Source organism: uncultured Dialister sp., assembly GCF_900538805.1.
In the GTDB taxonomy this organism is placed as follows: domain Bacteria; phylum Bacillota; class Negativicutes; order Veillonellales; family Dialisteraceae; genus Dialister.
On the sequence record NZ_UPZP01000034.1, the window covers coordinates 1 to 21,175 of the forward strand.

Sequence of the window (21,175 nt, forward strand, 5' to 3'; positions counted from 1 at the left end):
TTTAAGGTGTTCGCTTTGTGTGCAGGCTATGCTCACATATTAGCCCGGCTCAGAAGTCCTCTGCAGGACTTCTGCCTGGGGAAGGGGGCTTTTGCACTATGTCATGCAGCAGTGGAGACACAAAAGCCAATCCCGTAACGCTGACTTTATATTCATCGCCGAAGGCGATACCTTCCCCTCTGAACCCTCTGAACCTTCTGAGCCCTTTGAACCCTGCCACGCAGTGGCTCCATGGGCGATACCACAACCCTCAGCCCAAAGGGCTGTCAAACCTCTGAACCTTAAGAACCTTCGGGCCGGAGGCCCGTCAACCCTCACGCCGAAGGCGTGTCCAAAGGGCGCTCCATTTGACTATTTCCCTCTATGAGCTATATAATAAGTATCAACTATATAAAAAATGATGATGTGTCATTGTTTTTGTGGAAGGTGAAACTATGCGTGAAAAGTATGTTCCTCAGCAGATTGAGAAAAAATGGCAGAAAATCTGGGAGGATACGAAGGCATTTGAGACCCACTCAGATCCATCTAAGAAGAAATATTATGTGCTGGAAATGTTCCCTTATCCCTCCGGCAATCTCCATATGGGCCATGTAAGAAACTATTCCATCGGCGATGTGGTGGCCCGTTTCAAGAAAATGCAGGGATTCAATGTAATCCATCCCATGGGCTTTGATGCCTTTGGCATGCCTGCAGAAAATGCGGCTATTAAACACGGCACGCCGCCGGCAGACTGGACCTATTCCAACATTGACAATATGACCCGCCAGCAGAAGGAACTGGGCCTGTCCTATGACTGGGACAGAAAGGTTCTGACCTGCCGGGAAGACTATTACAAACATACCCAGAAACTCTTTGAAATTTTCTACAAGAGAGGTCTGGCATACAAGAAGGAAGCCAAGGTGAACTGGTGCGACACCTGCCACACCGTACTGGCCAATGAACAGGTAGAAGAAGGCCGCTGCTGGAGATGTAAGAACCCGGTGGTGAAGAAGGACCTGTCCCAGTGGTTCCTGAAGATTACAGACTACGCTGACCGCCTGCTGGCGGACCTGGACCATATGCCGGGCTGGCCGGAAAGAGTCAAGACCATGCAGAGAAACTGGATCGGCCGTTCCACAGGCACCCAGTTCTCCTTCAAAGTAGAAAACATGGATGATACCATCCCCGTATACACCACCCGCGTGGACACCGTTTACGGCGTTACCTACATGGTGCTGGCTCCGGAACATCCGCTGGTAGAAAAACTGATTGCGAACAATCCGGAAAAAGATAAGCTGGAAGCCTTCATTACGGAAATGAGAAACCAGAACGACATCGTCCGCACCGCAGAAGATGCGCCGAAACTGGGCATGTTCACCGGCAGCTATGCCATCCATCCTTTGACCGGCGAAAGAGTGCCTATCTGGATTGCCAACTACGTCCTCTATGAATACGGCACCGGTGCCGTCATGGCCGTACCGACCCATGATGAACGAGACTTTGAATTTGCCAAGAAATACCATCTTCCCATGAAACTGGTGGTGCAGAACAAAGCCCATGACCTGAAACTGGAAGATATGGATAAAGCCTATGATGCCGACGGATACCTGGTAAATTCCGGCGGATTCGACGGCCTCACCTCTAAAGAAGGCAGAGAAGCCATTACAAAGAAATTTGAAGACATGGGTATCGGCGAAGGCAAGGTCAACTACCGCCTCCGTGACTGGCTTATTTCCCGCCAGCGCTACTGGGGCTGCCCCATTCCGATTATCCACTGCCCCCACTGCGGCAACGTGCTGGTACCGGAAAAGGACCTGCCCGTCAAGCTTCCGACCGACGTCAACTTTGTAGCCGGAGCCACCTCTCCTCTGGAAACAAGCGAAACCTTCCTCCACGTGAAGTGCCCCCAGTGCGGCGCTGATGCTACCCGGGAAACGGATACCATGGATACCTTCATCGACTCCTCCTGGTACTTCCTCCGCTACTGCGATCCCCACAACGAAAAAGAACCTTTCGATAAAGATAAGGCCAACTACTGGATGCCTGTGGACCAGTATATCGGCGGCATTGAACATGCCATCCTCCACCTCCTCTATTCCCGCTTCTTCATGAAAGTGCTGCAGGACGAAGGCATGGTGGACTATCCGGAACCCTTCACCAACCTCCTCTGCCAGGGCATGGTGCTGAAAGACGGCGGCAAGATGAGTAAGTCCGTAGGAAACGTGGTTTCCCCGGAAGAAATCGTTGGAAAATACGGCGCTGACACCGCCCGCCTCTTCATCCTCTTCGCCGCTCCTCCGGAAAAGGATCTGGAATGGTCCGACCAGGGCGTGGAAGGCTCCTACCGCTTCCTGAAGAGAGTATGGGCCATCACCGGCAAATATCAGGATTTCACCAAAGAAAACAAAGGTAAACTGTCGGAAGATGAAACAGCACTGAGAAGAAGACTGCACCAGACCATTTCCAAGGTTACCGAAGACCTGGACGGCAAATTTGCCTTCAATACCGCCATTTCCTCCATTATGGAACTGGTGAATGAAATGTACCGCTTTGCAGAAAGCCATGACGCCATCGAAGAAAACCTGGCCCATGAACTGCTCCGGAACCTCCTCATCCTCCTGGCCCCCTTCGTTCCCCACATTACCGAAGAACTGTGGCAGGGCCTGGGCGAAAAGGAAAAGAGCGTCCACGAAGCATCCTGGCCCGCCTGCGACGCATCGGCCCTCGTGGTGGATGAAGTGGAACTGGGCGTACAGGTAAACGGCAAAGTCCGCGCAGCCATCACCGTCCCCGTAGCCATGAGCCGCGAAGAAATCGGAGAAAAAGCAAAGGAACTGCCGGAAGTGAAGAAATTTACCGAAGGAAAGAAGATTGTAAAAGTCATCGTCGTTCCCAAACGCATCGTGAACATCGTAGTGAAATAAATAACATAAAAAATCCGGTGGCCATGGCCACCGGATTTTTAGTTTCCTGCCGGTAAGAAATACCATAGCGACAAGCTGGATGGAGAACCTTTGAGGAGGAGATTTCTCGACTCCGTTTCACCGGCTCCATGAGGCATAGAGGATATACTGACTTGTACCACCGCTCGAAATGACAGAGGGGAGAACCACCACAGAGTCAAGCCGAATAGGAAACCCTTTGCGAATAGTCTCTCTCATATGAAACGCAGCGGGCCGCCGCCCTGTCATTTCGAGCGGAGTGAAGCGGAGTCGAGAAATCTCCGGTCGAACAGTTTCCTGTCGGTAAGAAACAGCAAAGTTTCAAGCCGGATGAGAAACTATTCGCGACCAGTTTCCTGTCGGCAAGGAATGCCATGGATTCAAGCCGAATAGGAAACCTTTCGCCAAGAGTTTCCTGTCGGTAAGGGATACTATGGTGTTAAGCCAGATGGGAAACTATTCGCCAACAGTTTCCTGCCGGTAAGAAACACCACAGCGACAAGCCGAATAGGAAACCCTTCTCCAACAGTTTCCTGCCGGTAAGAATCGCCATAGAGTCAAGCCGAATAGGAAAACCTTTGCCAACAGTTTCCTGCCGGTAAGAAGTACCATAGCGCCATACCGTACAGGAAACCATTCATTTTATGACTGTGCTAAAATAAAACATAGGAGAGTGCTTCGGCTTTTCATATTGGCTTTAAAGGAGTGACTTCTATGCATATTACCTGTGAAGGAAGAAGTTTTGATTTCTTTGACGGCGCATCGCCCCAGAACCTCTGGAATATCGTGAGGGGAGAGCGGGGGAGGAACGATGCGGTACTGGCAGATTGTGACGGGGACATTCTGGATTTCCAGACTCCCTTTCCCAGGGACTGCAGCGTCCGCTGGATACCTCTTTCCTCCAAGCAGGCCTACCAGGCCTACCGCCGCACGGCCATTATGCTGCTTGTATGCGGCGTGAAGGAAATCTATGGAGAAAAAGCGGATATCAAGGTGAAACATTCCCTGGGGAAATCCATTTACTGCGAATTCAAGGACGGTCATACGCCGCTCCAAAAAGAGCTGTCCGTTCTTGAAAAGAAAATGGGGGACATTGTAGCGGAAAGAAGGAAAATCACGAAGCTGGTGGTAGGGAGGAACCGGGCCATCGCCTTCCTTCGCATGAAAGGAAGAAATGAGGACGCCGAACTCCTGTCCCAGCTTGATTTCTCCGAACTGAATGTGGACCAATGCGGCAGCCTCATTGACTACTACTTCGGCCCCATGCTGCCGGACATGGGATTTATCACCGCCTTTGCCCTCCATTCCTATGCCCCCGGATTCCTCCTGCAGATTCCGGGACCCGGCGAAACGGAACTCACCCCCGGGAAGGACGATCCCCTCTACGCCCGGGTCTTTCTGGAAACCCAGAACTGGAGCGAACTCATCGGCTGCCATAACCTGGAAGAACTGAACCGGGCCATTGACACTGGAAGGATTTATGACCTGGTGGCCACGGCGGAAGCCCTGCAGGAAAAGAAAATGGCGGAACTGGCAGATACCATCTGTTGCCAGAAACCGTCTATCCGCCTCGTCTGCATGGCAGGGCCCTCCTCCTCCGGCAAAACCACCTTCATGAAAAGGCTCATCGTCCACCTCTGGGTGAACGGCGTGAGACCGGTCATGCTCTCCCTGGACGACTATTTCCGGAACCGGGACGAAATGGGAAATGAAAACTGGGAAAACCTGGAAGCCCTGGACCTCACCCTCTTTGAAGACACCGTCTCCGCCCTTTTGGAAGGAAGGGAAGCGCACCTGCCCCATTTCAATTTCATCACAGGGAAAAAGGAATGGGACGAAAAACCGATCCGCCTGGGAAAGGGACAGCCTATTCTGGTGGAAGGCCTCCACGCCCTGAATCCGCGCCTTACCTACTTTGTGCCCGGCTACCAGTGCATCAGGGTCTACATCTCCGCGTTAACACAGCTCACCATCAATGACCATAACCGCATCTCCACCTCCGACAGCCGACTCCTGCGCCGCCTGGTCCGGGACTTCCAGTTCCGCGGCAACGGACCGGAACACACCCTCATGGTATGGGACAATGTGAGAAGAGGAGAAGAACGCAACATTTTCCAGTACCAGGACCGGGCCAATGTGGTCTTCAACACCGCCCTCCTCTATGAAATCCCGGTACTCAAAAAACTGGCCCGGCCCCTTTTGGAAGATATAGGAAGAAACAGCCCCGCCTATACGGAAGCCAGAAGGATGCTTGCCTTCCTTAGACCCTTCCGAGAACTGGACACCTCCATCGTCCCCGGCGAATCCCTGCTTCGGGAATTCGTGGGATACAAGGGCATGGGAAAATCCTTCCTGAACCGGTAAGGAGGCCGCCATCCGCTGACCGCTGTCGGCCGACCGGCTGCTATCCTGTTATTTCGAGTAGAGCAAAGCGGAACCTCGAAATTTCCTTTCTTCATCGAGCTATTTAAGGAATCCCATGACGAAGCAGTGCATAAAAATTTAAGAATGAAAGCAGACAATGCATGAATCAGCGCTTCCCCTGCCTGGCGCGGACCGTCGCACCCTGGCGCGGCCATAGACCATGCAGACACCGAACTTATTGGCCATAGGGGATGGAAAGGCACCGGGTTTCTTTGGGGCAAAAAAACAGCTTCGTATGAGGCTGCTTTTTGCCTTTATGAAGGTTATAACACTACGGCACGTGTCGAACTGTCATTTCGAGCGCAGCGAAGCGGAGTCGAGAAATCTCCTACCGCCATGCTCCCCCACTCTATTGGCCTCACAGCATAGAATGTAACGCAGGCTCCTTCCCCAGAAAGGAGCTGGGCGGAGCCCTGAGGATAGGTCCGAGAAAATTTCTAAAAATATTTTTCTTCCAGGGGGTCTAAAAATCGAACCTTCTGCGATATTAGTATCAGAGGGATGAAAAGACCTCATGAGATGATGAATCCGATTTCTAAACTGCCACCCTCCACATCCGCGGTAAGGAGAAGGGCAGAGGAATGAAGAAACATCAGGGAATTCCATCTTTTCACACCTCCCTTCTTCTAAAATCGGCCGATGATAGACAGAAGACAGTGCAGTACCAAAAAACAGAAGACAGAAAAGCAATAAGGAAGAGCGCTCGCAGGACTTTCCTCTCTCTGACGACATGTTCCGAGCAGCACCTACGTATGTAGGAGGGCCAAGGCGCGGACGCCTGATTCATTGGTTGAACTTACCTGGAGACTCCCCCTGATGGGCTTTTCTGTTTTTTGCGTGGTTATTGGAGTTAAGCTGAATAACCGTATCATGTTAAAGGGGCTGAACAGAAATGGTGTCATTTCTGTTTCAGCTCCTTTAACATGATAAAGAAAAAATTTCAATTTTCTACTTTTCATTTTTCATTCTCAAGGTATGTATATAGTAGAGGGTAACGAAAAGCACGCGGTTCTACCGGATATCACTCCATATGTTTTCAAGTACGTATAAGAAATGATTCTATAGGGTGATGGAAAGCAGAAAGTGGTACCGCTTTTCTCCCTCACCATTTCCGGAAAATAGTAAAAACTCAGTGGAAACTGAAAAAAACAGCAGAGAAATTCAGAATTTAACATCTATAGCGGCAGAAATGACGGGAGACTTGAGGGAAACAGTGATTCATTCACAGAGTCTGCTTTCATAAAAATTTTTATAAAAGTAAACTCTGTGAATTAATCAGTGCTTCCTTAGTATGACCTGCAGCTTCTATTTGCATAAAACAGCAGTTTCATATATAATAGAATTATTAAACGATAAAGTTCGATATAAGAGGAGGAATATATATGGATATGGTTGATGTACTGGTTATCGGCGCAGGCCCGGCGGGGCTGAATGCGGCGCTTTATGCAGCCCGGAAGGAGCTCTCGGTGAAGGTGGTGACCACAGATATCGGCGGGCAGATGCTTTTGACCAATGAAATCGAAAATTACCTGGGTTTCCCGTCCATTTCGGGCTTTGAGCTGGCGGATAAGATGGAGGCCCATGTGAAGCAGTATCCCGTGGAATTTGTGTATGCAGGGGTGAAGTCCCTTGTGAAGGAAGCGGACGGCACTTTTACGGCTCATCTGGATGACGGCAAAGAGGCACGGGGAAAAACCTGCATCGTCACTGCCGGAAAGCACAGCAGGACGCTGGATATTCCCGGGGAAAAGGAATATACCGGCCGAGGCGTGAGCTACTGTGCTACCTGCGATGCGCCTTTCTATCGGAAGAAAACGGTGGCCATCGTAGGCGGCGGCGACAGTGCTGTGCAGGCGGCCATCGAGCTGGCGAAGCTCTGCCCCACGGTGTATCTTCTGGTGCGCAGCCGTATCCGGGCCCAGGAAATCCTGGTGAAGCGGATGAAGGAGCTGGACAATGTGAAGGTATATCTGGGATATACGCCGGAAGAAGTGAAAGGGGAGAAGAAGGTGGGCGGCCTTGTGATTAAGAATAAGGCTGACGGAAAGACGGAAGAGCTCACTGTGGACGGTGTCTTCGTGGAGGCTGGCGGCATCCCGAATAATTCTTATCTCCCTTCCGACGTGAAGGTGAATTCCCTTGGGGAAATCATGACAAACAAGGATGGCGAAACCAATGTGGATGGCCTTTTTGCTGCAGGGGATGTGACGGACTGCAGGAACAAGCAGGTCATCATTGCGGCAGGAGAGGGGGCGGCAGCTGCCCTGGCAGCCCATGAATACCTGCTTCGCAGCGGATTATGAGGGTTACAAAGAAGGTCAAGGCAGAGCAGCTCCGCCGTCTTTCCGAGGTGTACAAAAATGACGGCACCATGCTTCATTTCACCAGCCCCTTCACCCTTCTGGTGGCGGTGATACTTTCTGCCCAGTGTACCGATAAAAGGGTGAATATCATTACGGGCCGCATTTTCCCAAGGCTGGATACGCCGGCTAAAATGGCATCCCTTACTCAAAGCCAGCTGGAAACGGAAATCCACGACTGCGGCCTGTATAAAGCAAAGGCAAAGAATCTTCTGGGCATGTGCCATATGCTTCTTTCCGACTATCACGGAGAGGTGCCGGAAGATTTCGATGAACTGGTGAAGCTCCCCGGCGTGGGCAGGAAAACGGCCAATGTGGTACGGAGCGTGGCCTTCGGCTATCCGGCCATTGCAGTGGATACCCACGTTTTCCGCGTGTCCAACCGTTTGAAACTGGCAGAAGGCACGACGCCTCTGGAAGTGGAAAAGGGACTCCAGAAGGCGATCCCCAAAAAGGACTGGTCCGCCGCCCATCACTGGCTCATCTGGCATGGAAGGCGGGTGTGCCACGCAAGGAAACCGGACTGCGAGACCTGTTTCCTCCAGAATGTATGCCCCTCCTGCACGGTGAAGGTAACGCCCTGGAAACCGGAGTGATACGGTAAAGGACACGCCCTTGCGGGCGTGAGGGTTCAAAGGGTGCAAAAGGTGCAGAGGGTTCAAAGGGTGAAGGTGGGCGGCTTCGCCGCCATTATGAATAAAACCTTTGCAACCGCCCTTACGGGCGAGGGAAAACCATACAACCGCGCCTATGGCGCGAGGAAATGCACCCCTTCTGCCTACGGCACCTCCCCCGGAGGGGGAGGTTTTAGCGGCACTATGCTTTGAGATGCTTATGAGTTCAAAAGCTGGGCATAGAGCAAACTTCCCCCTCCGGGGGAAGTCCCCGTAGGGGAATAGGGGTGCATTTCCGACGGGCCGCAGGCCCGGTTGTACGGTTTTCGCTGCCGCCAGGCAGCATACATACTCACCGCCCGCAGGGCGATACCTTCCCCTCTGAACCTTTTGAACCTTCTGAACCTTCTGAACCTTCTGAACCCTTTGAACCTTCACGCCCACAGGGCGTGTCACTACGGCCAACGGCCGGTCCATCTTAAAAACCTTTTTATAGCATGAAAAAAGCTCTCCACAGCGGAGAGCTTTTTGATTTCCTTATCAGAACATATTGAGGATTCCTGTGAATCCGTAGTGGTTGGATGGGAGGAAGGCATCCACTGCCTTGGATACGCCGGTGGGTTCCGGTGCGGTAATGAGGAGCAGCAGGATGGCGAGGACCGTGAATCCCAGGGATACGAGATTTGCCTTGCCTTTGCGGGACATTTCATAGTAGCCGAAGAGGCGCAGGCCCAGGGCGCCGAAGAAGGTAATGACCAGTCCGGACAGGGAGAAGATGCCGAAAAGGATATTGGCCATGAGGAAGCCGATGAAGAAGACCGGCAGGAAAATGAAGGGCAGGTTATAGGCAATGAGGGTGGAGTTTACATGGCGGCGCATATCATCCAGCCAGTCGGCCAGGTCGAAGCCGAAGAGGCCCAGGGGGATGAAGGACAGGAGGACGATTTTGTCCCAGATGCCGGAGAGGCGGTCTCTGTCCTGGCCCAGCCAGTAGAAGAATACACAGATGAGGAAGGCTGCGATGCCGCCGATGATGTAGTAGAAATCTTCAGGAATGAATTTCACCGCAATCATGGAAAGGGTGGTGAGGATGGAGCCTGCTGCCACCCAGCCGGTAATCTGGCCCCGGGAGGCTCTTTTGTCCTCCGGCACGTCGTCCCACATCTGCGCCAGGATTTCCGTCATGAAGAGAAGAAGGAAAATAGCCAGGGCGGCGAAGGGGTAGATGAAGAGGGATACGATGATGAAGAATACCGGAACAAAGACTTTATATCCCTTAAACACCTGGAGGTGTTTGAAATTCAATTTTTTCTTCTGGGTATAAATGGTAAGCCTCATGAATACCAGGTAGGTCAGCATGATACCCACCGTTTCCACCGGCTCACAGCCCAGATAAAGCAGGGAGCAGAAAACAAGTATGGCCGTATTTGCTCCTGTAAAACGGCTGACAAGGGAACTGAAAAGGCCAATATTCAGGAAGGCCACAACTGCGTCACCAAAATTCAAAACGTCCATCTCCTTTATAAACAATTCCCTACTAGTATACCTGTTATAAAGAAAGGACGCAATAGGTGGGGACTATGAAAGTTTCCTATTCGGCTTTGTGGACACGCCTTCGGCGTGAAGGTTCAGAGGGTTCAAAAGGTGCAGAAGGTTCAAAGGGGTGTGGTGGGCGGCTTCGCCGCCATTATGAATAAAACCTTTGCAACCGCCCTGGCGGGCGAGGGAAAACCATACAACCGCGCCTATGGCGCGAGGAAATGCACCCCTTTTGGTGCTGACGCACCACCTTTCCCCCGAAGGGGGAACTCTTAGCGCCGCTCGGCTTTGGAACTCATAAGCATCTCAAGGGAAAGAGTCGCTAAAACTTCCCCCACCGGGGTGGCAAAGGAACTGGATTCGTAGGGAGCCCTTGGGCGACTGAGAATCCAGTGACATGCTTCCCTTTAGGAGAAGTACCGCCACAGGCGGGGATAGGGGTGCATTTCCATCGAGCGAAGCGAGGTTGTTAGGTTTTCGCTGCCGCCAGGCAGCATATAAAACTTATCGCCGTCAGGTGATACCTTCCCCTCTGAACCCTCTGAACCCTCTGAACCTTCTGAACCCTTTGAACCCTGCCACGCAGTGGCTCCATAGGCGATACCTTCCCCTCTGAACCCTATGAACCTTCTGAACCCTTTGAACCCTGCCACGCAGTGGCTCCATGGGCGATACCTTCCCCTCTGAACCTTTTGAACCCTCTGAACCCTCTGAACCTTCACGCTTAGGGCGTGTCCCTTTCCCCCTTTTCCTTCCCTCTTAAAGCTGATAAAATAGAGGGAAACAGGAATTGGAGGGATTTGTTATGGATGATTTAGTCATTGTGGACTGTCAGTATGATTTCATAGATGGCACGCTGGCCTGCGGGCACAGCCATGAGGCGGTGGAGGAGCTGGTGCGGTTTATGAACAGCCATCCGGTGCGCTGCCTTTATACGTCGGACTGGCACAGCCCGTCCAACAAGTCTTTCAAGGTGAACGGCGGGATCTGGCCGGTGCACTGCGCAGCTGGGACGAAGGGGGCGGAGCTGGACCCGGCTTTTTCGGAAAAAGTAGAAAAGGAAGAAAACCGGCCGTCTCCTGAGAACCGTTTCCTGAAGGGACAGGATGATGAGGTGGAGGAGTATTCTGCCTTCAACGGAGTGAATAGGGAAGGGAAGAAGCTGGGAGACATTGCCTCTTCCCATGTGTATGTAGGCGGTATTGCATCGGAGTACTGTGTGAAGGAAACGGTGCTGTCCCTTCTTGCTTCCGGCAGGAAGGTGACCCTTCTGGTGAAGGGGCTTGGTTATGTGTCGGAAAAGGACCATGAAAAAACGCTGGCGGAATTGAAGGAAAAGGGCGTGACCCTTTTGGAGGACTGATGAGAGAGCTCTTGGTAGATGATGTGGGGGAATTTGGGTTAATCCGCCGCATTATGCACGATTTCATCTTCCGCCCGGACATGATAGTGGTGGGGCCCGGTGATGACGGCGCGGTGTATCGGACGCCGGAGGGATATGACCAGGTCATTTCCACGGATACCATGGTGGAGGGCATTCATTTCACCAAAGATACCATGGACCCCTTTGATGTGGGGTATCATCTGGGCGCTTCCAATTTCAGCGACATGGCGGCCATGGGGGCGGAGGCGGTGGGATTTGTACTTTCCATTGCCCTGCCGGGAAGTCTTCCTCTTTCCTGGGTGGAGAGTTTCTACGATGGCCTTCGCGCCTGCTGCAGGGAGTTTCGGGTGAATCTTCTGGGCGGCGACGTTACCGGCTCCCCGAAGGGATTAATCCTTACCGGCACGGTAACCGGCATGGTGCCGAAGGGAAAAGCGGTGACAAGGAGCGGCGCCCAGGAGGGGGATATCGTCTTTGTCACAGGCACCGCCGGCGATTCGGCGGCAGGGCTTTATGCGCTGCTCCAGGGCGTGGGAGACAAATGGCCGTCCCTGGTCGAAAGACATCGGCGGCCCAAACCCCAGATTTCCCTGGGCATTCTTCTCAGGGAGGCGGGAGCCCACGGGCTCAATGATATTTCCGACGGCCTTTCCAGGGAGTGGAATGAAATCGCATCATCGTCGGGGGTGGAAATGGAAATCGATGCGGAAAAGGTGCCTTTGTCTTCCGATGTAAAGGCTCTGGCGGAGAAGGTTTCTGTAGATCCGCTGGCCTGGGCGCTGAACGGGGGAGAAGATTACCAGCTCACCGGTACCATTTCTCCCTCCGATTTTGATACAATAAAGGAAGAGATGTCCATCACACCGGTGGGAAGGGTGGTAAAGAAACCGGGAAAGGGCGTTTATCTATATCATCATGGCAGGAAGGAGCTTCTGGAAGCCAGGGGCTTTGATCATTTTGAAAAATAAGGGAGGATCTTATGTATACACTGGTGGTCATTCGTCACGGGGAAAGTGAATGGAATAAGAAGAATCTGTTCTGCGGCTGGACGGACGTGGAGCTGTCTGATAAGGGAATGCAGGAGGCCAGCGAGGCAGGCCGCCTTTTGAAGAAGGAAGGCCTATCCTTTGACTGCTGCTTCACTTCTGTGCTGAAGCGGGCCATCCATACGGCCTATCGGGTGCTGGATGAAATGGACCTGGTGTGGATTCCTGTGATTAAGGACTACCACCTGAATGAAAGGCACTACGGCGCCCTGCAGGGGCTGAATAAGACGGAAACCGCCGATAAATACGGCGAAGCCCAGGTGCTTCTCTGGAGGCGTTCCTACGATGTCCGTCCGCCGGCTCTGACCGAGGATGACCCGAGGAATCCGGTGAACCAGGCGCCTTACCGGAAGATTAAGGGACAGGTAAAGCTTCCTTTGACGGAATGCCTGAAGGATACGGTGGCCCGGGTGGCTCCCTATTTTGACGAAGTCATCCGTCCCCGCATGGAAGCAGGGGATAAGGTGCTCATTGCGGCCCATGGCAATTCCATCAGGGCCCTTCGGAAGCATTTGGAAGGGATTTCGGATAAGGAAATCGCAGGCATGAATATTCCCACCGGCATTCCGCTGGTGTATCATCTGAATCCTGATTTCACGGTGCACGATGTGTCCTACCTGGGGGACCAGGAGGCCATTCAGGCGAAGATTAACGCTGTGAAGAACCAGTCTGCCTGCTCAGCAAATAAATAAGGAGGTACTGCGTGGGGATTCCCCACTTGCATGGTGAATAGAAACAGTATGTTGGAAAAAGAAATGGATAATGAACCGGTGCTGGTGATGGAGGGAGGCGCCATGCGGGGCCTCTTTACCGCCGGCGTGCTGGATGCTTTCATGGACCATCACTTTTATTTCAAAAAGGTGGTGGGCATTTCTGCCGGCACCCTGCAGGGGCTGGGCTATCTGTCCCGGCAGTGCGGCAGGAGTGTCCGGGTGAATTCCGCCTATGCCGCGGATCCCCGGTACATGGGGCTTCGGCATATGGTGAAGGGCGGGTCCTTCTTTAACTTTGATTTCATGTTCGGCCCCCTGGCCCATGAGGAGGATCCCTTTGACTTTGAAACCTTCGGAAAAGCGGAGGAAGAGCTTTATGCGGTGATTACAGACTGTCTTAAAGGGGAGTCCCATTTCATTTCCAGCCATTCCCTTTCTGAGGAAGAGTTCATGAAGGTTTGTGAGGCCAGCTGCTCCATTCCCCTGGTATCAAAGCCGGTGGAGTGGCGGGGAAAGGCTTATGTGGATGGCGGTGTAGGCATGCCGCTGGTGCCGCTCCCTGAGGAAATCCCATTTCCCCATGGGAAAATCGTATATATCCTTACAAGAGATGTGAATTACAGGAAGAAACCGGTGCCTTTCTGGTTTCACGGGCTCCTCAATGCTGTCTTTGGCCGCCAATATCCGGCGGTGGTGAAGGGTATGTGCTCCATTCCGGAGCGGTATAACCAAAAGGTGGAAAAGGTGCTTGCCCTTGAAAGGGAGGGCTCCGTCTTTGTCATCCGTCCCGATGAGCCGGTCACCGTTTCACGGACGGAGCGGGATGCAGGAAAGCTAAGGAAGCTTCACGGCCAGGGATACCGGCTGGCAATGGATCGTTTTGAAGAAATGAAGAGGTGGCTTCATGGAGAATGATGCAGCGCTGACTACAAAAAGTGAAAAGGAAACCATGGATTTCGGCCGCTTTCTTGGGCAGAAGGCTGAAGAAGGTCTCTTCCTTGCCCTCACCGGCGACCTGGGAGCAGGAAAGACTCACTTCGTCCAGGGGCTGGCAGAAGGCCTCGGGGTGAAAGGTGTGGTAGGAAGCCCTACCTTTACCATCATGAATTTATATGAAGACGGCAGGCTCCCTCTGAAGCATTTCGATTTCTACCGGCTCCACAGTGAAGATGACCTGTGGAATATCGGCTGGGAGGAGTACGGTGAAGGCGGCGTGGTGGTTGTGGAATGGGCGGACATGTTTCCATCCCTCATTCCGGAAGAAAGCATTCATATCAATATAGCCCTTTCCGGTGAAGAGGAAAGACTGATTACTATATCCTGGGGCGAAGGGGCTCCGGAGAAAATTATAAAGGAGATTAAGAATTATGCTGCTGGCCATTGATACATCATCCCTGGTGCTGAGCTGTGCATTGGCGGAGAAGGACAGGCTTATCGCTGAATGGACAGTACAGAGGAAACTCACCCATTCGGAACAGCTCATTCCCCATATGGATGAAATGTTAAAGGAGGCAGGGGTTGGCCGCAGGGATATCACTGCCGTGGCTGTGTCCATCGGACCCGGTTCTTTCACGGGCCTCCGCATCGGTCTGGCCACTGCCAAAATGCTGGCCTATATCTGGAAGGTTCCTCTGGTAGGCGTGGATACCCTGGAGGCGCTGGCATGGAATATGGCCGGCTCCCAGGCATTTATCCTGCCCCTTCTGGACGCCCAGCGGGGTAATGTATACGCCGCCCTTTACGGCGCTTTTGACGACATGTGGCAGGAAGAAAAGGAAGAAGCGGCGCCGGTGGACAGGGTGATTGAAGCAGCCCTTTCCCACGGCGGCCCCATCATTGCGGTGGGAGAATGCGCCGATAAATACAGGGATAAGCTTCTCTCTGCCGGTATCAAACTGGCGCCGGCCCAGAATCGGCTGGCCCGGGCGGGAAGCCTGGCCATGGCCGCTTTAAAGAAGCTGGAGGAAGGAAAGACGGACAGTCCATTGACCATCCTCCCCAACTATATCCGCAGAAGTGAGGCAGAGGTACTTTGGGAGAAGCAGCACGGGAAATCCTGATTGAAAAGGCGGAACGCTCCGCGGTCCATGACATTTATGAAATAGGAAAACTCTGCTTTTTCGATGCCTGGCGGGAGGAAACGGTGGCCCATGATATGGAAGGAAGCCACAGCGAATATTTTATTGCCAGGGTGGACGGAAAAATCGCAGGCTACGGCTGTTTCTGGTTCGTTGCCGACGAAGGGCAGCTGGTGAATATCGGCGTGGTGCCGGAGTATAGAAAAAGGGGCATTGGTGCCCTGATTCTGGAAGCAGGGATTAAGGAAGCGGAAAAGCGCTCCATGAGAACCATGTTTCTGGAAGTCCGCGTGAGCAATGAAGAAGCCCAAAGGCTTTATGGGAAATACGGCTTCCTGAACCGGGGAACCCGGAAGGGCGTATATGAACTTCCCCGGGAAGACGGATATATTATGTCCAGAGTCATTAAAGGAGAACTATGAAAATCTTATCTTTTGAATCAAGCTGTGATGAAACATCCTGCGCGGTCATTGAGGACGGGCGCCATATCCTGTCCGATGTGATTTCCACCCAGGTGCCTATTCACAAGAAATTCGGCGGGGTGGTGCCGGAAATCGCCTCCCGCCATCATATAGAAGATGTGCTTCCCGTGGCCATTGAGGCACTGGAACAGGCCGGCTGCTCCTGGGAAGACATGGATGCCATTGCGGTGACCCAGGGCCCGGGGCTGGTGGGAGCCCTCCTGGTAGGCGTGGCTGCCGCCAAGGCGGCGGCCTGGGCGCTGGACAAGCCCCTGGTGGCGGTAAACCATATGGAAGGCCATATCTTTGCCAACCTTCTCCAGTATCCGGATCTGGAGCCGCCCTTCCTGTCCCTGGTCGTTTCCGGCGGCCATACCATGATTGTGGTTGTGAAGGATTACAATACCTTCCAGCTCCTGGGCCAGACAAGGGATGATGCGGCAGGGGAAGCCTTCGACAAGATTGCCCGGGTCATGGGATATCCCTATCCCGGCGGTCCCCACATCGACAGGCTGGCGCAGGAAGGAAATCCTGACGCCATTTCCTTCCCCATGGGGCTGGGAAAGGAGCATACCTTTGATTTTTCCTTCAGCGGATTGAAATCGGCAGTTATCAACTACCTGAATACCGCTAAAATGAAGAAGGAAGAAATCAATCCAAAGGATGTGGCTGCTTCCTTCCAGAAGGCAGTGGTGGATGTGCTGGTGGAAAAGGCCATGAAGGCGGCCGAGGTGACAGGGTATAAAACCATCGCCCTGGCCGGCGGCGTGGCTGCCAACAGCGGCCTTCGCAAAGCGCTCAAGGCGGAATGTGATAAACGGGGCATCCGCATGTGCCGCCCGGATCCGGTGCTCTGCACCGACAATGGCGCCATGATTGGCTGCCGGGCCTACTATATGGCAAAGGCCGGGGACTTTGCTCCCATGAATCTCAACGCTGATCCAAGGCTGCCTTTCCTGGCGGACCAGCTGAAACTGTAAATATTGATTGCATTTTGAATAAAGGAAGCACCGATTCATTCACAGGGGCTCGTTCGACAGGACTCAAATGGGTGAACGATTGTATCGGACTTCCAAGGGGGGAATATTATGCAGACCCGTGGAATTGAAATGAGCCAGCTCTATACGCTGGTGCGGGATACTACGAATCTCACCGATGTGCAGGCTAAAATCCTGGACCATATGCAGGTGGCTCTGCAGCTGGCTTCCGATATTTCCAGAAACCAGGTGTACCTATGCGCCAAAGGAAAGAATGATGATATTTCCGTCATCCTTATGGCTGTGAAACCTTCTTATACCCATGGGTCCACCTTCTTTAAATCCGGCGACACCCGTCTGGGAGAAGATTTATCGGTGATTGAAAATGTTTTCACCACCGGACGGAAGGTGGTGGGGCGCATGGAGCTGGACCAGGGCCTCATGGTGGCGGTGACGGCCTATCCCATTGTGGATAATGCGGGCATCCCCTTCGCTGCGGTGTGCTTCATGGCAAACTCCGTGAAACAGCAGCAGGTGCTTACGGACACCGCCAACCTGGCCCTCCAGGTGCCTTTTTCCACCTCCGACTACTACAGCATCCGTCCCCAGGACGGCATGATTATCCTGGACGCCGGCGGCCGCATTATCTATGCCAATGACATGGCCGACGACCTGTACTTCGTGCTGGACAAGGAAGCGGTGGAGAGCCGGGAACTGATCGGCCATACCATCGTCCGATTCCCTCTGGTGGACAGGGTCATGAAGACCGGACGGCCTGCCTTTGGGGATGAAGTATCGGAAAACGTCACCCTTTCCGCCTGGGGGCTCCCCATCATTTCCGGCGGCCGGGTGGTGAGGACAGTGCTGGTGCTAACCGATGTCACCGCCATCAGGGAGAAGGAAAGACAGATCCTTGTGAAGGATTCGGTTATCAAGGAAATCCACCACCGCGTGAAAAACAGCCTGAATACCATAGCCGGCATGCTCCGCATGCAGGCAAGACGGGCCAAAGATGAAGACACGAAGGAAGCACTCAGGCGTGCGGTGAGCCGCATCCTTGGTATTTCCCAGATTCACGATATCCTGGCCAGCCAGAGCGGCGATAAAATCGATATGGACATCCTTTTGGACAAAATCACCAAGCTCTCCGTGGACAGCCTGGCCCTCATTCCGGTGAATGTGGTGAGGGAGAAATCAAGAAGGAACCTCATCGTGGACTCTGAAAAGGCAGTGCCCCTGGCCATTGCGGCCAACGAACTTATCCATAATGCCATTGACCACGGTTTCAAGGATATGAAAAAGGGCACCCTGGTGGTGGGCACCGAAATCCGGGGCACCGACCTTCATGTATATATCAAAAACGACGGGCATCCCCTGGCTGATGATTTCAGCACCAAAACCTTCGATCTGGGGCTCCAGATCGTAAGGAACCTTTCGGAAATCGAACTGAAGGGAAAATTCTCCCTGAAAAATGAAAATCATATGGTGACAGCCGATATTGATTGTCCCCTGTCGGTAATGGAGGGATAATATGGCGGAAAAATATAAAATCGTCATTGCTGACGATGAAGCACTTATCTGCATGGACCTGCGGGAAATGCTGGAAGAAGCGGGCCACGAGGTGGTGGGCATAGGTTCCGACGGTGTGGAAGCACTGAACCTGGTGAAGGAAAAGAAGCCGGATCTGGCCATTCTGGATGTGAAAATGCCAAGACTTGACGGCATCCAGGCCGCCCGCATGATAGCCCACGACAACCTGGCTCCCGTGGTCCTCCTCACCGCCTTCGGCGATGAAGACATGATTGAAAAGGCCAAGAAATCCATGGTCTTCGGCTATGTCATGAAACCGGTGGAAGAGAAAACCCTTTTCCCCGCCATCCAGATAGCCGTGAGCCAGTACAGGCAGAAAAAGGACATGGTGGACCGGGTGAAAAACATGGAAAGAGAACTGGCTGCCAGGAAAATCGTGGATCGGGCCAAGGGACTCCTCATGGACTACTACCACATTACAGAAGAAGACGCCTACCGCCGCATGCAGCAGACCAGCATGAAGAGAGGCATCACCATTGCCGACGTGGCCCAGAAGGTGGTCAAGGAAATCATGGCAAGAAAGAACCGGTGATGGGACGCGCCTTTATGGACACGCCCTTGCGGGCGTGAGGATTCAAAGGGTTCAGAGGGTGCAGAAGGTTCAAAGGGGATTGGTAGGCGGCTGCGCCGCCATTATGAACAAAAACTTTAAAACCGCCCTGACGGGCGAGGGAAAACCATACAACCGCGCCTATGGCGCGGGGAAATGCACCCCTTCTGCCGCCTGCGGCGGCGTCTGCTCCACGGGAAAGCGTCTCACGTGATTTTCAGGTCGCTGCGCTCCCTTACAAATCACGTTCGCTTGCCACCCCAGAGGGGGAGATTTGCTCTATACTTTCCTTAGTGCTAACTTAAGTTGCTCTATCTATAGCGTCGCTAAAACTTCCCCCTCCGGGGGAAGTCCCCGTAGGGGAATAGGGGTGCATTTCCGACGGGCCGCAGGCCCGGTTGTACGGTTTTCGCTGCCGCCAGGCAGCATACATACTCATCACCGCGAAGCGGCGATACCTTCCCCTCTGAACCCTATGAACCTTCTGAACCCTTTGAACCCTGTCACGCAGTGACTCCATGGGCGATACCAGACCCTCTGAACCATCTGAACCTTTTCATCAGGAATGCCGCTTATTTTATAAAAAATTATCTCATATCTATCACAAACAAGGAGGTTTCCATCATGAAGTACACATTTTTAGGACATGCATGCTTTAAGATTGATACAGGGAAAGAAAGACTCCTTTTTGATCCCTTTCTTACGGGAAATGGGCAGGCTGCTGTGACGGCGGATAAGGTGAGATGCGATTACATCCTCCTTTCCCATGCCCACAGCGACCATTTCGGCGATGCCAATGAGATTGCCCTCCGCACAGGGGCCAGGGTGGTGGCTATTCCGGAGGTGATTGGCCTTTTCTCCAAGTCCCTTTCCAATTTCCAGCCCATGAACCTGGGCGGCACGTACCATGCAGACTTCGGTGATGTGAAAATGGTGCAGGTCTTCCACAGCTGCGGCGCAGCCGGCGGCACGCCCTGCGGTTTCATCATTTCCTTTAAGGACGGCCCGGTGGTCTATTATTCCGGCGACACCGCCCTTTTTGGCGACATGAAGCTCTTTGGGGAACTCTATGACATTGACTATGCCATCCTGCCCATCGGCGACAATTATACCATGGGCCCCGATGATGCTATCCTGGCAGGAAAGTTCCTGAAGGCAAAGCATGTGATTCCCCTTCATTACAATACATGGCCCGTGATTTCCCAGAATGCGGAATCCTTCAAGGCAAAGGCGAAAGAGGAAGGACTGGACGTCATCGTTGTCCGTCCCGGCGAAACCATTGATTTATAAGAAATGGGAAACCATGAATGATTGAATTCATGGTTTTTCCTTTTTCCGTTTTCATACATGGAGATACAGATGAGTAAAGAGGATAAGTTTTTTGAAACACTCCGGGACTTTTCCGGCTATGCCGGCAGGGCCGGCTTTATACTTGGAGAAGCGGCGGAAGGGCGTATGGATATTTCAGAAGCCTATGAAGAGGCCGGCGATTTGAAACGGAAATGCAGGGGAACCTTCGGCGTCCTGACGGAGCGCATGTACAAGGCCTACAAGGATCCCTCGGAGCTGGACTCCGTGCGGGGCCTTATCGAGCGCATGTACCGCATGGTGGACATTACGAAAAGCATCCTGGGGCAGCTGGACATGATGCTGGTGGGGGAGACGCCGGAAGAACTGTCCCTCATGGCCCGCCTGGCTGCTGCTTCCCTGGGGGAACTGGAAAAGATTATGGACTACACCGTAGATATTCCGGATAACTATATGAAAATGGAAGCCCGCTGCCGCCGGATTTACACCTACGAAGACAGGGGCGACGACTGCTTCCGGAAGGTCATGCAGAAATTGTACGGCAGAGAGACAACGGCGGCGGAGCTGGTGTACTGGAAGGAAATCTTCGACCACCTGGAAGAAGTACTGGACGCCGCTGCCGGTACAGTGCCGCTTTTGCAGAAAATCATTACAAGGGAGTGATGCTGTGGACACGCCTTCGGCGTGAGGGTTGACGGGCCTGTGGGCCCGAAGTTTGACAGGCCTGCGGCCTGATGGTTCTTAGGTTTGACACGGCCTATGGCCGTGAGGGTTGTGGTGGGGCGCCCCTTCAAAAATGAAGAGGGGCGCCATTATGATAAAACCTTTGCAACCGCCCTGACGGGCGAGGGAAAACAAGCCAACCACGCCTTCGGCGTGATGGAAATACACCCCTATCCCCGCCTGCGGCGGTACTTCTCCTAAAGGGAAGCATGTCACTGGATTCTCAGTCGTCTACGACTCCCTACGAATCCAGTTCCCTTGCCACCCCGGAGGGGGAAGTTTTAGCGACGCTATAGATAGAGCAACTTAAGTTAACACTAAGGAAGCATAGAGCAAACCTCCCCCTCCGGGGGAGGTGCCGTAGGCAGAAGGGGTGCATTTCCTCGAGCGAAGCGAGGTTGTTTGGTTTTCGCTGCCGCCAGGCAGCATATAAAACTCATCGCCGTCAGGCGATACCTTCCCCTCTGACCCCTATGCACCTGCTGAA

17 protein-coding genes are annotated in these 21,175 nt (G+C 53.1%); 16 read left to right on the forward strand and 1 reads right to left on the reverse strand.

From position 1 onward, the window contains the following. Positions 1–434 precede the first annotated feature (434 nt). The 4 genes from leuS to nth all read left to right on the forward strand — a co-directional run bounded on the left by leuS (position 435) and on the right by nth (position 8,301). Positions 435–2,903 (forward strand): leucine--tRNA ligase, encoded by a 2,469-nt coding sequence (leuS, locus tag QZQ29_RS04720; protein WP_296960388.1) that lies wholly within the window; start codon positions 435–437, stop codon positions 2,901–2,903. Between the two features lie 732 nt (positions 2,904–3,635). Continuing rightward, complete coding sequence (locus QZQ29_RS04725) at positions 3,636–5,285, forward strand: nucleoside kinase (RefSeq protein ID WP_296960392.1); 1,650 nt, start codon at positions 3,636–3,638, stop codon at positions 5,283–5,285. A gap of 1,442 nt (positions 5,286–6,727) precedes the next feature. Next, positions 6,728–7,648: an FAD-dependent oxidoreductase gene (locus tag QZQ29_RS04730; protein WP_296960394.1), complete on the forward strand. Its 921-nt coding sequence runs from the start codon at positions 6,728–6,730 to the stop codon at positions 7,646–7,648. After that, complete coding sequence (gene nth / locus QZQ29_RS04735) at positions 7,645–8,301, forward strand: endonuclease III (protein ID WP_296960397.1); 657 nt, start codon at positions 7,645–7,647, stop codon at positions 8,299–8,301. Before QZQ29_RS04730 ends, nth begins: the two co-directional genes overlap by 4 nt. Positions 8,302–8,859: 558 nt before the next feature. On the opposite strand, the gene QZQ29_RS04740 is transcribed toward nth, so the two are convergent. Continuing rightward, positions 8,860–9,834, reverse strand: a complete 975-nt coding sequence (locus tag QZQ29_RS04740) for a hypothetical protein (protein WP_296960399.1) — start codon at positions 9,832–9,834, stop codon at positions 8,860–8,862. Between the two features lie 829 nt (positions 9,835–10,663). On the opposite strand from QZQ29_RS04740, the gene QZQ29_RS04745 reads away from it, so the two are divergent. The 12 genes from QZQ29_RS04745 (at position 10,664) to QZQ29_RS04800 (ending at position 20,628) form a co-directional block, all read left to right on the forward strand. Further along, positions 10,664–11,221 (forward strand): isochorismatase family protein, encoded by a 558-nt coding sequence (locus tag QZQ29_RS04745; RefSeq protein ID WP_296960401.1) that lies wholly within the window; start codon positions 10,664–10,666, stop codon positions 11,219–11,221. Further along, on the forward strand, positions 11,221–12,210 hold the full coding sequence (thiL, locus tag QZQ29_RS04750) for a thiamine-phosphate kinase (RefSeq protein ID WP_296960404.1): 990 nt from the start codon (positions 11,221–11,223) through the stop codon (positions 12,208–12,210). Before QZQ29_RS04745 ends, thiL begins: the two co-directional genes overlap by 1 nt. A gap of 11 nt (positions 12,211–12,221) precedes the next feature. After that, positions 12,222–12,980, forward strand: coding sequence for a 2,3-diphosphoglycerate-dependent phosphoglycerate mutase (gene gpmA / locus QZQ29_RS04755; protein ID WP_296960406.1), 759 nt, complete (start codon positions 12,222–12,224; stop codon positions 12,978–12,980). 48 nt (positions 12,981–13,028) lie between these two features. Beyond that, positions 13,029–13,916, forward strand: coding sequence for a patatin family protein (locus QZQ29_RS04760; protein ID WP_296960408.1), 888 nt, complete (start codon positions 13,029–13,031; stop codon positions 13,914–13,916). Beyond that, on the forward strand, positions 13,906–14,385 hold the full coding sequence (tsaE, locus tag QZQ29_RS04765; protein WP_296960410.1) for a tRNA (adenosine(37)-N6)-threonylcarbamoyltransferase complex ATPase subunit type 1 TsaE: 480 nt from the start codon (positions 13,906–13,908) through the stop codon (positions 14,383–14,385). The genes QZQ29_RS04760 and tsaE overlap by 11 nt, the downstream gene beginning before the upstream one ends. Beyond that, positions 14,369–15,061, forward strand: a complete 693-nt coding sequence (gene tsaB, locus QZQ29_RS04770) for a tRNA (adenosine(37)-N6)-threonylcarbamoyltransferase complex dimerization subunit type 1 TsaB (protein WP_296960412.1) — start codon at positions 14,369–14,371, stop codon at positions 15,059–15,061. The genes tsaE and tsaB overlap by 17 nt, the downstream gene beginning before the upstream one ends. After that, positions 15,034–15,501 (forward strand): ribosomal protein S18-alanine N-acetyltransferase, encoded by a 468-nt coding sequence (rimI, locus tag QZQ29_RS04775; RefSeq protein ID WP_296960414.1) that lies wholly within the window; start codon positions 15,034–15,036, stop codon positions 15,499–15,501. The genes tsaB and rimI overlap by 28 nt, the downstream gene beginning before the upstream one ends. Next, positions 15,498–16,520 carry a tRNA (adenosine(37)-N6)-threonylcarbamoyltransferase complex transferase subunit TsaD gene (gene tsaD / locus QZQ29_RS04780; RefSeq protein ID WP_296960416.1) on the forward strand — a complete coding sequence of 341 codons (1,023 nt, stop codon included), beginning with the start codon at positions 15,498–15,500 and terminating at the stop codon, positions 16,518–16,520. Before rimI ends, tsaD begins: the two co-directional genes overlap by 4 nt. A gap of 108 nt (positions 16,521–16,628) precedes the next feature. Further along, a complete protein-coding gene (locus QZQ29_RS04785; protein ID WP_296960419.1) occupies positions 16,629–18,047 on the forward strand; it encodes a histidine kinase N-terminal domain-containing protein in 1,419 nt (472 codons plus the stop codon). Between the two features lies 1 nt (position 18,048). Continuing rightward, positions 18,049–18,639 (forward strand): ANTAR domain-containing response regulator, encoded by a 591-nt coding sequence (locus QZQ29_RS04790; RefSeq protein WP_296960422.1) that lies wholly within the window; start codon positions 18,049–18,051, stop codon positions 18,637–18,639. Between the two features lie 642 nt (positions 18,640–19,281). After that, on the forward strand, positions 19,282–19,947 hold the full coding sequence (locus QZQ29_RS04795; RefSeq protein ID WP_296960425.1) for a metal-dependent hydrolase: 666 nt from the start codon (positions 19,282–19,284) through the stop codon (positions 19,945–19,947). 69 nt (positions 19,948–20,016) lie between these two features. After that, on the forward strand, positions 20,017–20,628 hold the full coding sequence (locus QZQ29_RS04800; RefSeq protein ID WP_296960428.1) for a hypothetical protein: 612 nt from the start codon (positions 20,017–20,019) through the stop codon (positions 20,626–20,628). Positions 20,629–21,175: the final 547 nt, after the last annotated feature.

Coding starts and splice junctions, on each gene's coding strand:
- nth (WP_296960397.1), top strand. CDS start 7,645: ATGAGGGTTACAAAGAAGGTCAAGGCAGAGCAGCTCCGCCGTCTTTCC.
- QZQ29_RS04760 (WP_296960408.1), top strand. CDS start 13,029: ATGTTGGAAAAAGAAATGGATAATGAACCGGTGCTGGTGATGGAGGGA.
- QZQ29_RS04730 (WP_296960394.1), top strand. CDS start 6,728: ATGGATATGGTTGATGTACTGGTTATCGGCGCAGGCCCGGCGGGGCTG.
- thiL (WP_296960404.1), top strand. CDS start 11,221: ATGAGAGAGCTCTTGGTAGATGATGTGGGGGAATTTGGGTTAATCCGC.
- QZQ29_RS04795 (WP_296960425.1), top strand. CDS start 19,282: ATGAAGTACACATTTTTAGGACATGCATGCTTTAAGATTGATACAGGG.
- QZQ29_RS04745 (WP_296960401.1), top strand. CDS start 10,664: ATGGATGATTTAGTCATTGTGGACTGTCAGTATGATTTCATAGATGGC.
- QZQ29_RS04790 (WP_296960422.1), top strand. CDS start 18,049: ATGGCGGAAAAATATAAAATCGTCATTGCTGACGATGAAGCACTTATC.
- tsaE (WP_296960410.1), top strand. CDS start 13,906: ATGGAGAATGATGCAGCGCTGACTACAAAAAGTGAAAAGGAAACCATG.
- QZQ29_RS04785 (WP_296960419.1), top strand. CDS start 16,629: ATGCAGACCCGTGGAATTGAAATGAGCCAGCTCTATACGCTGGTGCGG.
- QZQ29_RS04800 (WP_296960428.1), top strand. CDS start 20,017: ATGAGTAAAGAGGATAAGTTTTTTGAAACACTCCGGGACTTTTCCGGC.
- QZQ29_RS04740 (WP_296960399.1), bottom strand. CDS start 9,834: ATGGACGTTTTGAATTTTGGTGACGCAGTTGTGGCCTTCCTGAATATT.
- gpmA (WP_296960406.1), top strand. CDS start 12,222: ATGTATACACTGGTGGTCATTCGTCACGGGGAAAGTGAATGGAATAAG.
- QZQ29_RS04725 (WP_296960392.1), top strand. CDS start 3,636: ATGCATATTACCTGTGAAGGAAGAAGTTTTGATTTCTTTGACGGCGCA.
- tsaB (WP_296960412.1), top strand. CDS start 14,369: ATGCTGCTGGCCATTGATACATCATCCCTGGTGCTGAGCTGTGCATTG.
- tsaD (WP_296960416.1), top strand. CDS start 15,498: ATGAAAATCTTATCTTTTGAATCAAGCTGTGATGAAACATCCTGCGCG.
- leuS (WP_296960388.1), top strand. CDS start 435: ATGCGTGAAAAGTATGTTCCTCAGCAGATTGAGAAAAAATGGCAGAAA.